General features: G+C 55.3%; 14 protein-coding genes and 1 pseudogene. 8 read left to right on the plus strand and 7 right to left on the minus strand.

What is annotated here, in order from left to right:
- Window positions 1-2 precede the first annotated feature (2 nt).
- Window positions 3-1,400 carry a Re/Si-specific NAD(P)(+) transhydrogenase subunit beta gene (pntB, locus tag RG807_RS14485; RefSeq protein WP_309045521.1) on the plus strand — a complete coding sequence of 466 codons (1,398 nt, stop codon included), beginning with the start codon at window positions 3-5 and terminating at the stop codon, window positions 1,398-1,400.
- 6 nt (window positions 1,401-1,406) lie between these two features.
- On the opposite strand, the gene bamE is transcribed toward pntB, so the two are convergent.
- Entirely contained in the window at window positions 1,407-1,715 is a 309-nt protein-coding gene (gene bamE, locus RG807_RS14490) for an outer membrane protein assembly factor BamE domain-containing protein (RefSeq protein ID WP_309045522.1), read from the minus strand.
- A gap of 101 nt (window positions 1,716-1,816) precedes the next feature.
- Window positions 1,817-2,929 (minus strand): annotated as a pseudogene (locus RG807_RS14495) (NADH:flavin oxidoreductase).
- 149 nt (window positions 2,930-3,078) lie between these two features.
- On the opposite strand from RG807_RS14495, the gene RG807_RS14500 reads away from it, so the two are divergent.
- On the plus strand, window positions 3,079-3,549 hold the full coding sequence (locus tag RG807_RS14500; RefSeq protein WP_309045523.1) for a winged helix-turn-helix transcriptional regulator: 471 nt from the start codon (window positions 3,079-3,081) through the stop codon (window positions 3,547-3,549).
- 159 nt (window positions 3,550-3,708) lie between these two features.
- Window positions 3,709-4,434 carry an OmpW/AlkL family protein gene (locus tag RG807_RS14505; RefSeq protein WP_309045524.1) on the plus strand — a complete coding sequence of 242 codons (726 nt, stop codon included), beginning with the start codon at window positions 3,709-3,711 and terminating at the stop codon, window positions 4,432-4,434.
- A gap of 95 nt (window positions 4,435-4,529) precedes the next feature.
- On the opposite strand, the gene RG807_RS14510 is transcribed toward RG807_RS14505, so the two are convergent.
- From RG807_RS14510 to RG807_RS14525, 4 genes are all read right to left on the minus strand, one after another.
- Window positions 4,530-5,858: a DEAD/DEAH box helicase gene (locus RG807_RS14510; protein ID WP_309045525.1), complete on the minus strand. Its 1,329-nt coding sequence runs from the start codon at window positions 5,856-5,858 to the stop codon at window positions 4,530-4,532.
- A 274-nt stretch (window positions 5,859-6,132) separates the two neighbouring features.
- Window positions 6,133-7,659 (minus strand): flavin-containing monooxygenase, encoded by a 1,527-nt coding sequence (locus tag RG807_RS14515; protein ID WP_309045526.1) that lies wholly within the window; start codon window positions 7,657-7,659, stop codon window positions 6,133-6,135.
- Window positions 7,660-7,756: 97 nt separating this feature from the next.
- The gene (locus RG807_RS14520; protein WP_309045527.1) at window positions 7,757-8,479 is read right to left on the minus strand and encodes an SGNH/GDSL hydrolase family protein; all 723 of its coding nucleotides are present in this window, start codon (window positions 8,477-8,479) and stop codon (window positions 7,757-7,759) included.
- Window positions 8,480-8,495: 16 nt separating this feature from the next.
- Window positions 8,496-8,786: an encapsulin-associated ferritin-like protein gene (locus RG807_RS14525; protein WP_144777435.1), complete on the minus strand. Its 291-nt coding sequence runs from the start codon at window positions 8,784-8,786 to the stop codon at window positions 8,496-8,498.
- Window positions 8,787-8,945: 159 nt separating this feature from the next.
- Here RG807_RS14525 and RG807_RS14530 point away from each other — a divergent pair, with 159 nt between their 5' ends.
- Together RG807_RS14530 and RG807_RS14535 are read left to right on the plus strand one after the other, a co-directional pair.
- Entirely contained in the window at window positions 8,946-9,980 is a 1,035-nt protein-coding gene (locus RG807_RS14530; RefSeq protein WP_309045528.1) for a histone deacetylase family protein, read from the plus strand.
- Between the two features lie 55 nt (window positions 9,981-10,035).
- Window positions 10,036-11,193: an iron-containing alcohol dehydrogenase gene (locus RG807_RS14535; RefSeq protein ID WP_309045529.1), complete on the plus strand. Its 1,158-nt coding sequence runs from the start codon at window positions 10,036-10,038 to the stop codon at window positions 11,191-11,193.
- A gap of 74 nt (window positions 11,194-11,267) precedes the next feature.
- Here the strand turns inward: RG807_RS14535 and rlmE are convergent, their stop codons facing one another.
- On the minus strand, window positions 11,268-11,888 hold the full coding sequence (gene rlmE / locus RG807_RS14540; protein ID WP_309045530.1) for a 23S rRNA (uridine(2552)-2'-O)-methyltransferase RlmE: 621 nt from the start codon (window positions 11,886-11,888) through the stop codon (window positions 11,268-11,270).
- A gap of 169 nt (window positions 11,889-12,057) precedes the next feature.
- On the opposite strand from rlmE, the gene RG807_RS14545 reads away from it, so the two are divergent.
- From RG807_RS14545 to RG807_RS14555, 3 genes are all read left to right on the plus strand, one after another.
- Complete coding sequence (locus RG807_RS14545) at window positions 12,058-13,707, plus strand: NAD(P)/FAD-dependent oxidoreductase (protein ID WP_309045531.1); 1,650 nt, start codon at window positions 12,058-12,060, stop codon at window positions 13,705-13,707.
- The gene (locus RG807_RS14550) at window positions 13,704-14,438 is read left to right on the plus strand and encodes a TrmH family RNA methyltransferase (RefSeq protein WP_309045532.1); all 735 of its coding nucleotides are present in this window, start codon (window positions 13,704-13,706) and stop codon (window positions 14,436-14,438) included. Before RG807_RS14545 ends, RG807_RS14550 begins: the two co-directional genes overlap by 4 nt.
- Before the next feature lie 137 nt (window positions 14,439-14,575).
- Window positions 14,576-15,244, plus strand: coding sequence for a transglutaminase-like domain-containing protein (locus RG807_RS14555; RefSeq protein ID WP_309045533.1), 669 nt, complete (start codon window positions 14,576-14,578; stop codon window positions 15,242-15,244).
- The last annotated feature ends 57 nt before the right edge of the window (window positions 15,245-15,301 follow it).

The raw sequence follows: 15,301 nt of genomic DNA on the forward strand, positions 1-15,301 counted from the left end.
CCATGAGTACAGGACTCGTTAGTGTGGCCTATGTGGTCGCCAGCGTATTGTTTATTCTCAGCCTGGGTGGCCTGAGCAATCAGGAATCGGCACGCCGGGGTAACCTTTATGGCGTAGCCGGTATTCTCATTGCACTGGTCGCCACCATGGCCAGCGTCAGTGACAGTGGGCTTGTGGCCATTGTGATCGCGGTGTTAGTGGGTGCCAGCATTGGCATTGTCATTGCCAACAAGGTGGAAATGACCCAAATGCCACAACTCGTGGCGCTACTGCACAGCTTTGTGGGCCTTGCGGCGGTATTGGTGGGTTTTACCGGCTATATCGATCCGCTGATTCACAGCACAGGAGCGGAGCACACCATCAAACTGGTGGAAGTGTTTGTGGGTATCTTTATTGGTGCCGTTACCTTCACCGGCTCGCTGGTAGCCTGCGGCAAACTGGACGGTCGCATCGACAGCAAAGCCCTCACCCTGCCCGGCCGGCACTTGATGAATCTGGCGGCTATCGCCGTATCCGTGGTGCTGGGCTGCTGGTTCCTGAGCACCGATAGCATGGCGCTGGGCATACTGGCCCTGATACTGATGACCGTGATTGCGTCTGTTCTGGGCATTCACCTGATCATGGCCATTGGCGGTGCCGATATGCCGGTGGTGGTGTCGATGCTCAACAGTTATTCGGGCTGGGCTGCAGCCTCCATCGGTTTCATGCTGGGCAACGACCTGTTGATCGTGACCGGTGCATTGGTGGGCAGCAGCGGTGCAATACTCAGTTACATCATGTGCAAAGCCATGAACCGGTCGTTTATCAGCGTGATCCTCGGTGGTTTTGGCCAAACCAGCGGCAACTCAGCAGCAGCTGGCTCTGGCGACCAAGTGGCTATAGAGACCAGTGCAGATGAAGTATGCGAGGAATTACGCAATGCTGACTCTGTCATAATCGTCCCGGGTTATGGCATGGCGGTGGCGCAGGCTCAGAGTGGGGTCAGCGACATGACCAAGCTGCTGCGGGAGCGTGGCGTAAATGTACGCTTTGGTATCCACCCCGTCGCTGGTCGACTCCCCGGCCACATGAACGTACTGCTGGCGGAAGCCCATGTGCCCTACGACATAGTGCTGGAGATGGACGAGATCAACGGGGATTTTCCGACAACAGATGTGGTGCTGGTTATCGGCGCAAACGACACGGTAAACCCTGCCGCAGCAGAAGACCCTGGCAGCCCGATTGCCGGCATGCCAGTGCTGGAGGTGTGGAAGGCACGGCAAGTGGTGATTTTAAAACGGGGTATGGCAACGGGTTATTCCGGGGTGGAAAACCCGCTGTTCTTCAAGGACAACGCCCGCATGCTGTTTGGTGATGCCAAAGACAGCATCGACAAACTGGTCATCGGGCTGAGGGAATAAACCCGCTTACTCAGTGGTGTTGTAAACGTAGGAAGAAACCGTGCCGTCGGGATTGAAACGTACGACCAGATCGGTGGTTTCCGCATCGCCAAAGGCTGACCAACGATATTTACCGTAGGTCCAGGTGCGCTTTCCGTCTTCAACACCCGTGCGCCAAGGTTCACCAAACATTTCCTGAATCTCGGCCCGGGTGGTTTCACCCTGGGTGATCTGGTCAACATTGTGTGTAGAAAAATCCTTCCCCACCGTCGCACAACCCGCAAACGCCAGCAGGCTCGCAAGCATCAACACTGACAGACTATTCTTTAAAAACATTGCCGCCTCTCCTGTGAAATTCTTCCCATAAAAAAACACCCCCATCATACGCTCAGGCAATGGGGGTGTGCTGTTACAGAGAGGAAATATTCAGTCCAGTCTCAGTACAGTCTGGTGAGTGATTTACGGGCGAAATCGTCCACTTCGCCAAGCCGCCCTTCCTGCACTTTGGTCAGCCATTCAGGGTCTTGCAGAAGTGCGCGGCCCACAGCAATCAGTTCAAATTCGTGGTTGTTCATGCGCTCTACCAGTTCATCGATACCCGACTGCTCTACCGACTCTTGCTTGCTGGCCATGGTGCCGCTGATGAAATCTTCCGTCAGGCCAACGCTGCCAACCGACATGGTGGGCTTGCCAGACAGCTTCTGCGTCCAGCCTGCCAGGTTAAGGTTGGAACCTTCAAACTCCGGCTCCCAGAAACGACGGGTTGATGCGTGGAAAATATCCACACCGGCTTCAACCAGCGGCTTCAGGAACTGTTCCAACTCTTCCGGGCTGTTAACCAGTTTTGCTTCGTAATCCTGCTGTTTCTACTGCGAGAAACGCAGCATGATGGGGAACTCCGGGCCTACACGGTGGCGAACCGCTTCTACTATTTCTACAACGAAGCGCAGGCGATTTTCCATGCTGCCGCCGTATTCATCATCCCGCTGGTTGGTGCCTTCCCACAGGAACTGGTCAAGCAGATATCCATGAGCACCGTGAATCTCTACACCATCAAAGCCCAGTGCTTTGGCGTCATGTGCTGCATCAGCAAAGGCTGTGACGACATCTTCGATATCGCCCTTGCTCATGGTCTTGCCATTGGGCTTGCCTGGCGCAAACAAGCCCGAAGGGCTATAACCAGGAACCGAAGGATCTGGAGCTGTACCTTCCTTGCGCACGGCACCCACGTGCCAAAGTTGCGGGAATATAACGCCACCGGCCTCATGCACCGCATCTACCACATTTTTCCAGCCTGCCAGTGCTTCATCACCATGAAACTGGGGCACGTTAGGGTAGCCATTGGCGCCGGCATGATTCACCGTCGTGCCTTCAGTGATGATCAAGCCAACACCCGCCTCCGCACGGCGCTGGTAATAGGCCACCACGTTCTCACCGGGCACGCCTTTGGGCGAAAAGTTGCGGGTCATCGGTGCCATGGCGACTCGATTGCGCAGCGTGAGGTTGTGGATATCAAAGGGTTGAAACATGGGGCCCAGGTTCGTAGTCATCAGTGGCTACTCCGTAAAATTCGATGTTGGCGATAACAAGTAATTAGCGTGGTATGGCTGCTTGGTAGCTACCTTACTAATTTGGTCTCTTAACGCAACTTTATTTAATCTGGTTTTAAGATGCAACCTTATTATGTACACTTCCTCACATGGCCAGAAAACGTTTTGATGACTCCAACTGCTCCGTCGCCCGCGCCCTGAACCAGGTGGGTGACTGGTGGTCCCTGCTTATCGTACTGCACGCTATGTACGGTACCCGCCGCTTTGTGGATTTTCAGCAAGAGCTGGGCATTGCCAAAAACATCTTGTGCGACCGCCTGGCCCGATTGGTGGATAACGGCGTTCTGAAAAAAGTGGATGTGGGTGAGCACGGCTCCCGTTTTGAGTACCGGTTGACCGAGAAAGGCCGGGATCTGTTCCCTGTTGTTATTGCTCTGCGTCAGTGGGGAGACAAGTGGAATCCGGCACCCGACGAAACACCCCTGGATCTGCGTGACAAAGCCACAGGGCAGCCGATACAACCCGTTCAGGTGCAAAACGCAGAAGGTGATCCAATAACCGTGCGAGATGTATTTGTTTCCGGTGACGGCATACCTGCCAGCAAAAAAGATTCCGCCTGACAATCCGCAAAACTACACTCCTGAACCTTTTCTTGAGTTGCGTCAATCTGGCACTGCAACGCCGATCACTCGCCCGCAATTATTGCGCTATATCAAGTTCCCTATCTCCATGATCTTTAATCTGAACGCATCAACGATTCAGGTTATCAGGAGATGTTTATGTCCCGTACGTTCAAACTCAGTGTTATGGCTGCTGCCATTATGGCCGTTGCACCCGCTGCTCAGGCTTTTGAAGCTGGTGATTTCATTCTGCGTGCCGGTGTTGTGCATGTGGCGCCAGATGATTCCAGTGATGTCATTAAAGTGGGTGGCGCACCGATTTTCGGATCTGACGCTCGTGTTTCCGTAGATTCCGACTCGCAACTCGGAATTCGCGCAACCTACATGTTTACGAGCAATCTGGGTCTGGGCGTACTGGGTGCCACTCCGTTCAAGCACGATATCAATGGTGCCGGAGACTTGGCAGGTGCAGGAAAGTTGGCCGAAACCAAACATCTGCCACCAACAATCACACTTCAGTACTATCCAATGAGCAGCAGCTCCGCATTACAGCCTTTTGTTGGCGTGGGCATCAACTACACGACGTTCTTTGAAGAAAAGACCACTGACACTCTCAACAGTGCCGTTGCGGGCACAGTCAGCCTGCCCGGTGCCACCACCAAACTAAACCTGGATGACAGCGTCGGCATCGCTTTTGAAGCAGGCATTGACTACATGCTGAGCGAGAACTTCGGATTGAACGCTGCCGTCTGGTGGGCAGATATCAACACAGACGCCACCATTAAGGTCTACGATGCCAGCGGCAACTATGCCGCCCAGACCGACAAGTTCGAAGTCGAAATCGACCCCATGGTTTACATGGTAGGTTTCACCTACAAGTTCTGATGTTGGATTCTGTAATCTGAAACCAAAAACGGAGCCATCGAGGCTCCGTTTCTGGTTTAGCGTATGGCTATAGAGCACCCGCTTAAGTTTTCGGCTTAGCTCTGGCTTTGGCGTTGCCCGGAACGTCCGCGCTGGCCTTGACCACCTTGGCTGCGACCACCACTGCGCCCACCGGGCTGGTCACCAAAGCTGCGGGGCTTACCACCGGGCCGGCCATTTCCTGCGCCATTTCCACCACTGCGGTTGCGTGCGCGGCTTGGGTCTGCCTTTGCCTTGGGCTTCATAGCTACGTGGTTTTTTGGCTCAAAACCTTCCACTTCCTTGCGCGGCAACTGCTTCTTGATCAACTTCTCGATGCCAACCAGCATCTTGAGCTCATCCGCACTTACCAATGACAGTGCATGCCCACTTTCACCCGCACGACCTGTCCGGCCGATACGGTGAACATAATCTTCTGGCACGTTGGGCAGCTCAAAGTTCACTACTTGCGGCAGCTGCTTGATATCCAGACCTCGGGCTGCGATGTCGGTTGCTACCAACACACGCACTTCCCCTGCTTTAAAATCAGCCAACGCACGGGTACGAGCACCCTGAGACTTGTTGCCATGGATAGCGGCTGCCGTAATACCGTCATTTTCCAGTTTCTGGGTCAAACGGTTTGCACCGTGCTTGGTGCGGGTAAACACCAGCACCTGCTCCCAGCTGTTATCACGCACCAGCTTGCTCAGCAGCGCGGTTTTCTGGCTCTGGTCAACGGTGTAAACCGACTGTTTTACTGACTCAGCGGTAGTGTTTCTGACCGCCACATCAATCTGAACCGGGTTGTTCAGAAGGCCTTGAGCCAGAGCGCGAATTTCACCAGAGAAGGTCGCTGAAAACAGCAGGTTCTGACGCTTGGCTGGCAACAGCGCAAGGATCCTTTTGATGTCGCGAATAAAGCCCATATCCAACATACGGTCGGCTTCATCCAGCACCAGGATTTCCACTTCGTTGAATTTCACAGCGTTCTGCTGATACAAATCCATCAAGCGGCCAGGTGTGGCAACCAGTACATCCAGACCTTTACGCAGCTTCATCATCTGCGGGTTGATTTTTACACCACCGAAAACCACTGCGGCTTTGGTAGGAACATATTTGCTGTAAAGGTTTACGCTATCGTGAACCTGTGCGGCCAGTTCCCGTGTGGGGGCCAAAATAAGTACACGGGGACCTTTGCCCGTGCGAGGCTTCTCAGCCAGGCGCTGCAGCAATGGCAGTGTGAAACCGGCGGTTTTCCCAGTGCCCGTTTGAGCTGCAGCCATAACATCCTTACCTGAAAGTACGGCAGGAATGGCCTGAAGCTGAATGGGTGAAGGGGTATCGTAACCTTGATCGGCGGTTGCACGGACAAGCTGCTCGGACAAACCGAGTGAAGAAAAACTCATATATGATTAACTCTTGATTGTTCTGCCTCCACGAACACCGTTCTCGGCGAATGCGGGCAGATGCCATGAAGATTCATGGAATAAAAGACGACTACAGTCACGCGCCGGTAATCGGGGTGACGTCCTCTGACAGGTCGTATGGAGGTTCGCAACGCGGCTTAAAGCCGGAAACTGCAGAATCCTTAGAGGCAGGATGCGTGCACAGTAACAGAGGCAACAAGAATTAGCCATAAGGAATTGGAACCGGTGAACGGGGTATTACCGTCGATTTTAATCAGGCCCCAAACAGCGCAGAGCGCAAAGGCTGCAAAAAACCACGGAGATTTCGTTCACTGGCATGGGTTTTCTTGCCATCGAACTCTATGTAGCCATCCTCGATGGGGTCAAACCGCAGCACTTTTACATCCGCCTGATAATCCTGTGAGGCTCGCCATGGGCCATGCGTGCCTTGCCGCGGGAGGCGGTCCGCAGCACGCTTGACGTAACCGGAATCCAGGGCGCCCATTACGGTATCCTCGCCCAGACTGTTTTCATTATCTCTGGCGACCGCCACGCGCAACCTCCGTTGATCCATGTGATTGATCAGGCGGCACAGATATTCACTGGCAATATCGGCCTTCAGGGTCCAGGAGATATTGGTGTAACCAAAGATCATGCCCGCATTGGGTACGCCTTCAACCATCACATTCTTGTAAACCACCTTGTTTTTCAGAGCGACTTCCTGGCCGTCTACCTTCGGCTTGATACCCCCAAGCATCTGAATATCCAGGCCAGTGGCGGGAACAATAATGTCTGCATCCAGATGTTCACCGGATTTCAGGCGAATACCGGTTTCTGTGAAGCGCTCAATATGATCGGTTGCCATGGATGCCTTGCCCGTCTTCAAGGCGCGGAAAAGGTCACCGTCTTTCACCACACACAGGCGCTGATCCCAGGGGTTGTAGCTCGGGGTAAAGTGGCGCATGTCGGTTTGGTCGCCCACCTGATGCTTGATAATGCCCAGAAACAGGCGGCGCATGAGCTTGGGGTTCTTGCGGGAACGCTGGTACAGAAACCGGGACACCGTAATATTGCGCGCCCGGGTCAGCCGGTATGCGGCCTTGGCAGGTAGCACTTTCTGAATGCCTATAGTCACCTTATCCGTCGACGGCAGGGGCATCAGGTACGTGGGCGAGCGCTGCAGCATGGTTACATGCCCGGCTTTCTCCGCCAGCGTGGGAACCAGTGTGACCGCCGTGGCACCACTGCCGATCACCACAATTTTCTTGCCGGTGTAATCAAGGCCTTCTGGCCAGTGCTGCGGATGGACAACCTGGCCTTTGAAATCCGCTTCGCCGGGGAAATCAGGCTTATAGCCCTGATCGTAGTTGTAGTAGCCAGTGCAACCAATCAGAAAACTGGCCGTATAGGTTTCGCTTTTACCCGTAGCCTCATTCGCCGCAGTCAGCTTCCAGCATTTTTCTGCACTGGACCAATCTGCGGTTTTTACAGCAAGACCGTAGCGAATATGCGGCTCAACGTTGTGTTCTTTTGCGGTTTCGCTGACATAGTTCTTGATGGAAGCGCCGTCTGCCAGCACTTTTCCGCCAGTCCAGGGGCGGAAATTATAGCCAAAGGTAAACATGTCAGAATCGGAACGAATGCCCGGGTAGCGGAACAGATCCCAGGTGCCACCGATTGACTGACGCCGCTCCAGAATAGCGAACGACTTGCCCGGACACTCACGCTGGAGATGGCAGGCCATACCGATCCCCGACACCCCGGCACCGATGATCAACACATCAAAATGCTGCTCGCTCATATCCGACCTCTCAAAGTCATTGTCGTTCTTCCGGTATCTATGAGAGTTACGATAGCGCAGCCGGGTATACGGGGTGGTTAGCCAGCGGGGTCTAAAACTACTGATTTTGGGCCAGTTTGCGAATACTGGCCGCGGAATGCTGAGCCCAAACCCTGTATGCATCCAGGCCGGGATGAAAGCCATCCGAGGCCATATAGCCATGCTCCAGAGGAAAGGACACACACAGATATTCAAGGTGCCCTTTCTCGAAAGAGCCGGTATCGCACAGGCTTTTCATCAATGTGTTCAACTGTTTGGCCCGCAGGCCCAGGTACCAGCGCAAAGGCTGTGGCAAGGCGGGAAAGAGATGCATGGGCGGGATGGCGGTGAACAGTACGAGTGCTGCCCCCGTGTCGTTGATCAACCGGTCCGACAACTCATTCAATGCCGACACCCACTGCCCGTTGCGGGTGCGACCCGTCACATCGTTTACGCCAACAGACACGAGGACAACATCGTACTGGGCTTTCGGTGCTGCTTTGAGTACCTCAAAAACACCGGCTGCCGTGCGTCCGGTTTCTGCCAATAAATTCCAACTCACACAATGATCCCTTGCGAGTTCCCTGACCAACTGGCCTGCCAGTGCATCCTGCTGATGGCTCACACCAACGCCCGCCGCGGCAGAGTCACCAAGAATCAGCAGTCGCAGCTCCGGCCCGGAGCCCAAGGTACCGCAACGCTCACCCTCGGGTTCCGGCAAGCGCGGGGTAACCTTGCGCACATAGCTTCCCTGCCCGATAAGAACCGGAGCCAGTGCAAGCGTAGATAAGGGGTACAACATAAGTGCTTACGCCCGGTCAGTCATGGTGGCCAATCGGGCCTTCCGTAAACAGAAATTCCCGCAGGTGCTTGTCCATCACCGGATCTTTCCTGCGAATCCACTCAAGCACCATGGCTGCGTGCTCCTTTTCCTCGTCGCGGTTATGCTCAAGAATCGCTTTCAGCTCAGGGTCCTTGCAGGCATCCACTCGCTGGTTGTACCAATCTACCGCTTCAAACTCCTCCATCAAGGAGCTGACTGCGCGATGCATTTCGCGGGTTTCATCGGTCAGTTCGCCAACCGGTTCATGATAACTGTCGTTCGCCATATAGAAAGTCCTTTATCTGATTGTCAGTGAGGTGCTTTTTTACATGTTGGCACGCTTTGACAATAGACTAAAATATGCAATCCAAACACTCGGGGTTCGTTTGAGCCACCGCAACGCCTGTGGCACAGTCGAGTGATAAACCAATCTGGGTAGTGCGCCATGAAGACTGTTTTCTCACCCCTGCACAGCCTCCGCTCTGTCAAAACCGAGTTGGACGGTGGCATTCTGATTACGCCCCACGAAAAGCCATCACGGGCAGAGACCATTCTGGCCAGAGTGAAATCACAAACCCTGGGCGAGGTGATCGAGCCTGAGGATTTCGGCCTCGAACCCGTAAAGCGCGTGCACACAGCAGATTACGTGGCTTTTCTTGAGCGCTGCTGGGCCGACTGGGTGGCTGAGGGCAAACCAGGGGAAGCCATTCCTGCTGTGTGGTGTGGCCGCGGTATGCGCCCCCGCATGCCCAAAGACATAGACGGGCGCCTGGGTTACTTCAGCTTTGCCGCCGAGACCTCCATTTCGAACGGCACCTGGCAAGCAGCCTGCGCCTCTGCCAATGTCGCATTAACAGCCCAGAAGCTGGTAGCAAACGGCGAACGTGCCGCCTTTGCCCTGTGCCGCCCCCCTGGCCACCATGCCCACGCAGATCTATTCGGTGGCTACTGCTTTTTCAATAACGCCGCCATTGCAGCACAGGCATTTCGCGATCAAGGCTACGAGCGTGTTGCCATTCTCGATGTTGATTTTCACCACGGCAACGGCACCCAGGCCATTTTTTATGACCGCAGCGACGTACTGACCGTCAGCCTGCATGGCGATCCAGACTTGGTGTTCCCACACTTTCTGGGCTTTGAGGATGAAACCGGAGAGGCTGAAGGAGAAGGCTATAACCTCAACATTATTTATCCTCCCGGAACGCCCTACAGCGAGTGGGGCAAGGGGCTGGAAACCGCCTGCAAGCGCATTGCAGATTTCCAGCCAAGCACTCTGATTATTGCGTTGGGTGTGGATACCTTCGAGGAAGATCCGATTTCGTTCTTTAAATTGAAATCAAATGACTACTTTTCTCTTGGCCAACGTATAGAACAACTCAAACTGCCCACCGTGTTCACTATGGAAGGTGGTTACGACGTGGATGCCATTGGCGTGAACGTGGTGAACGTGATGCAGGGCTTCGAAGGGCGGGCCATTTAACACAAGCCCACCGAGCTTTTTTTAAAATTTACAGATACAACATTAAGGATTCCATGTGAATAACTTCAACTTTTACAACCCAACCCGTATCGCCTTTGGCGAAGGTAAAATTGCCGAGCTCGACAAACTGGTACCCAAAGACGCCAAGGTACTCGTTCTGTTTGGTGGCGAAAGTGCACGCCGCACAGGTACGCTGGATGAAGTTACCAAGGCACTCGGCGACCGGACGGTGACAGAGTTTGGCGGCATTGAGCCAAACCCGAGCTTCGAAACCTTGATGAACGCGGTTGTACAGGTACGCGAACAGAACATAGATTTTCTGCTCGCCGTAGGCGGTGGGTCGGTCATCGATGGCACCAAGTTTGTCGCGGCAGCCGCTGTTTTCGAAGGTGACGAGTGGGATATCCTGCTCAAAGGTGGCCGCAATATTAAGCGCGCCCTGCCCTTTGGTTCGGTACTGACTCTTCCTGCCACTGGCTCCGAGATGAACAAGGGCGGCGTTGTCACCCGCCGCTCCCTGAAAGCAAAACTACCGTTCCAGAGCGACCTTGTTTTCCCGCAGTTCTCAATTCTTGATCCCACAAAAACCTACACCCTGCCCCTGCGCCAGGTGGGCAATGGCGTGGTGGATGCCTTCGTTCATGTGATCGAGCAATACCTGACCTACCCGGCCCAGGCGCCGGTGCAGGACCGTTTTGCTGAAGGCCTGCTGCTGACACTGACTGAGATTGGCGAGCAGGCTCTGGCTGAGCCCGACAACTATCAGGTGAGAGCCAGCCTGATGTGGACAGCGACTTTGGCCCTGAATGGCCTGATTGGCAGTGGCGTACCCCAGGATTGGGCCACACACATGTTGGGCCATGAACTGACTGCGCTGCACAACCTTGATCACGCCCAGACCCTGGCCATTGTATTGCCGTCCATGCTGCGTGAGCGCAAGGCATCCAAGCTCGACAAGCTGGTTCAATACGGCGAACGGGTTTGGGGTATTCGTGAGGGAAGCGCTGAAGAGAAAGCCGAAGCTGCGATTGCCAAAACCCAGGACTTCTTCGAATCACTGGGCGTTAAAACCCGCCTTGGCGACTACGACCTTGGCGAAGAGCACATTGAGCCACTGATCAAGAGCCTGGAAAGCCACGGCATGACAGCGCTTGGTGAGCATGGTGATGTCACGCCGGATGTGTGCCGCCGGGTGCTTCACGCAAGCCTGTAAGCTAACACTGTTTCCTTTTTGCGGGGCCCTGAAACGTCAGGTGCCCCCTTTTTTTGCCCAATAGACCGGCAGACTCAGCCCTTGAAACCCTTGCCCACAACGTACACTTCCCGGGAACGGGCGCGGGAAGAATCCGGCTTGCGCACCACCACCTTGTCAAAGACCTCTCGGGTCGCTTTCAGATACTCATCGTAGCCTTCGCCCTGAAACACCTTGGCCACAAAGCTGCCTTTGGGTTTCAACACCTGGCTGGCCATATCCAGTGCCAGCTCCACCAGGTACATGGAAGAGGCCTGATCAGACACAGTCACGCCACTGATGTTCGGAGCCATATCGGAAATCACCACATCGACCCGGCTGTCGCCGAGCGCTTCCATAATGGCCTCAAAGACCGAATCTTCGGTGAAATCTCCCTGAACAAACTCCACACCGGCAATGTTATCCATCGGCAGAATATCCGAGGCCAAAACTCTGCCCTTGTGGCCCACCAGATTGGCCGCCACTTGTGACCAGCCGCCCGGTGCAGAGCCCAGATCCATCACCACCATGTTAGGGTGAATCAGCCTGTCCTTCTTGTTGATTTCAAGAAGCTTGTAGCTGGCCCGTGAGCGATAGCCGTCTACCTGCGCCTGCTTCACGAAGGGATCGTTTACGTGCTCATCAAGCCAGCGGCCACTGCTTTTGGAACGTGCCATAAGAACTCATCAAAAAAGGAAGTCGACCGCCCATTCTACGTGGCTGGCCCGCTGGCGGCAAAACCCTGACATCCGGGCCCGGCGCACGTACAATTACCGCAACACGTTCCGATCCCTTTATACCCGGCAAATGATCCGCCAACCGCGGCCTACCCGGGCAGGACAGACTATGATCCGCCTTACCGAACTGGCACTGCCATTGGACCATCCCGAAAGTGCCTTGCGGGCCGCCATCCTTGAACGGCTGGGCATCGGCGACGCCGATTTGGTGGACTTCACCGTATTCAAGCGCAGCTACGACGCACGCAAGAAGAATACCGAGATCAAATTCGTTTACATTATTGATTTGAGCGCGCGTAACGAAGACGCCATTCTGGCCCGCTTCGACAAAGACCAGCACGTGCGGCAAGCACCCGACACCGCCTATTATCCAGTCGCTCAGGCGCCCTCTGACCTGACCGAGCGCCCAATCGTGATAGGCCTGGGGCCATGCGGCCTGTTTGCCGCCCTGATTCTGGCGCAGATGGGCTTCCGCCCCATTGTGCTAGAGCGCGGGCCAGACGTTCGCCGCCGCACCAAGGACACCTGGGCCCTCTGGCGGAATAAAACCCTGTCGCCAGAATCCAACGTGCAGTTTGGCGAAGGCGGCGCAGGGTTGTTCTCAGATGGCAAACTCTACAGCCAGATCAAGGACCCGAAATTCTACGGCCGCAAGGTAATGCATGAGTTTATCCGGGCTGGTGCACCGGAAGAAATACTCTATGTGAGCAAGCCCCATATTGGCACTTTCCGGCTGACCGGCGTAGTGGCCAAAATGCGTGAGGAAATCATCCGCCTTGGCGGCGAGATCCGCTTTGAAAGCAAAGTCACCGACCTGCTCATACAGAATGGCCGCGTTGAAGGTGTGGAACTGGCCAGCGGTGAACGGCTCGACAGCCGGTACGTGATCCTGGCCCTCGGCCACAGCGCGCGGGATACCTTCCGCATGCTCCAGCAGAAAGATGTATTTCTTGAAGCCAAACCCTTTGCCATTGGCTTTCGCATCGAACATCCGCAATCGCTGATTGATAATGCCCGCCTGGGCAAATACGCTGGGCACCCCGCCCTGGGGGCCGCAGACTACAAACTGGTGTACCACGCCAGCAACGGGCGCGCGGTCTACAGCTTCTGCATGTGCCCCGGGGGCACAGTGGTGGCAGCAACCTCGGAACCCGGGCGAGTCGTCACAAACGGCATGAGCCAGTATTCCCGAAATGAGCGGAACGCCAATGCCGGCATAGTAGTGGCCGTGCACCCGGAAGAAGACTTCCCGGGCGGCCCGCTGGCCGGTGTGGAGTTTCAGGAAGCGCTGGAATCCCGGGCCTATACACTTGGCGGCAGTGATTACTGCGCCCCCGCCCAGCTGGTGGGAGATTTCATCAAACGCACACCGTCCACCGAGCTGGGCGAGGTTGAGCCTTCCTACAAGCCCGGCATCAAACTGGGCGATCTGGCGCCTTCCCTGCCTCCCTATGCCATCGAAGCCATCCGCGAGGCCCTGCCGAATTTTGGCAGGCAGATCCGGGGCTTTGACCGAAAAGATGCCGTTCTCACTGGCATAGAAACCCGCACTTCCTCACCGGTACGCATCACCCGGGATCGCACCAGCCTGCAGAGCCTGAACACCCGTGGCCTGTACCCTGCTGGCGAAGGCGCAGGCTATGCTGGTGGCATTCTTTCAGCCGGCGTGGACGGCATCAAGGTTGCCGAAGCACTGGCACTGGCCATGCTGGACGATCTGGAAAGCAACGGCGGAGCCATATCGGGAACCCCATCGTGAAGCTGGACGACATTAAAAAACTGCACCAAAAAAAGTACCGTCAGGCGCTGGGTCATTATCTGGTGGAAGGCGAACATCTGGTACTTGAACTGCAAAAGGCTGCCGCCAGTCAGCCCGCGCTGAGGGCATCAGAGCTGTATGTGACCGACGCGTATGAGCATTGGTCTGGCCCGTTTAGAACCCATCTCATTAACGACCGCCAGATGGCACAGCTTGCCGACACCCGCACGCCCCAGGGGATTTTGGCGGTCGTGCCCATGCCGGCTAACGAAGATAAGCCCGTTACCGAGGCCAGCGAGCAAGCCATTTACCTGCATGAAGTTCAGGACCCAGGCAACCTCGGCACTATTTTACGCACCTTGGCCTGGTTTGGCGGGTTTCGCTGCCTGCTCAGCCCCGGCAGTGTCGACCCCTACAACCCGAAAGTGGTGCGCGCCAGCATGGGTGCGATCTTCCACACAGCTCTGGAAACCGAGGTACCGCTGGCAAGCCTGTCCAGCCGCTATAGCTCTATCGCCTGCCTCGACCTGAACGGTGACGGGCTCACGGCAGAGTCATTCCGCCAGCACGACTGCTATCTGTTCGGCAACGAAGCCCGGGGGGTACCGCAGGAAGCCCTGGCACAGATGGCCGCAAAACCCTACACCATTGCGGGCAATGGCGAGATCGAATCCCTGAACCTGGCCTCTGCGGTCAACATGTGTGCGTATGAGCTCAGGCGAGGCCAATAAGCCAGGAAACGAGTGCATCATCGAAGGCTCACGAATGATCCATTTGGGCACTCAGGGTGATGGTTATCGTTATTGCGTGTAGCAAGCTAATCAGCGATGATCGGAGGCCTGTTCCCCTAAATGGATAGACAACAACAATGGAACGCTACCTCCAGCCCACAGAGTATTTCGATTACAACCAGCCCGAACTGAAGGCCTGGATTGCCACCCAATTGGAAGGCGTACCTGACGACAAGGTAGAGCAAGCGAAAGCCCTGTATCTCGCCGTTCGGGACAGCGTAAGCTACAACCCTTACGTTTTTCGCCCGGAACCCGAAACCTTCAGTGCCAGCCATGCTTTGAAAACAGCTGAAAGCTACTGCATTCCCAAAGCAGTATTGCTCGGAGCCGCTGCGCGATCCGCTGGCATTCCCAGCCGCCTGGGCCTTGCCGATGTGCGCAATCACCTATCAAGCCCAAAACTCATTGAATGGCTGCGCTCGGATATTTTTCGCATGCACGGTTTTATTGAGCTGTACCTCAACGGCAAATGGGTAAAGGCCACCCCGGCTTTCGATAAACGCCTGTGCGAGCTGATGAAGGTTGAGCCTCTGGAATTTGATGGTGTTAACGACTCGATTTTCCAGGAATACACTGAAGCCGGCGAAGCCCACATGGAATACGTGAACGATCATGGCGTTTTCGACGATGTTCCCCACGAGTTCGTTCTGTCTGGAATAAAAGCCGCTTACGGGCACCTGTTTCCCGATGGAAAAGCGCCAGACGCCATCGAAGGCAGCCTGGTGCAGGATATTTCCGGCAACTGAAACGCAAAACGGCACTCGCCCACCAAGGCGAATGCCGTTTTCCAAGCTGTTCAGCCT

It is taken from the genome of Marinobacter sediminicola, assembly GCF_031157525.1.
GTDB lineage: Bacteria > Pseudomonadota > Gammaproteobacteria > Pseudomonadales > Oleiphilaceae > Marinobacter > Marinobacter sediminicola.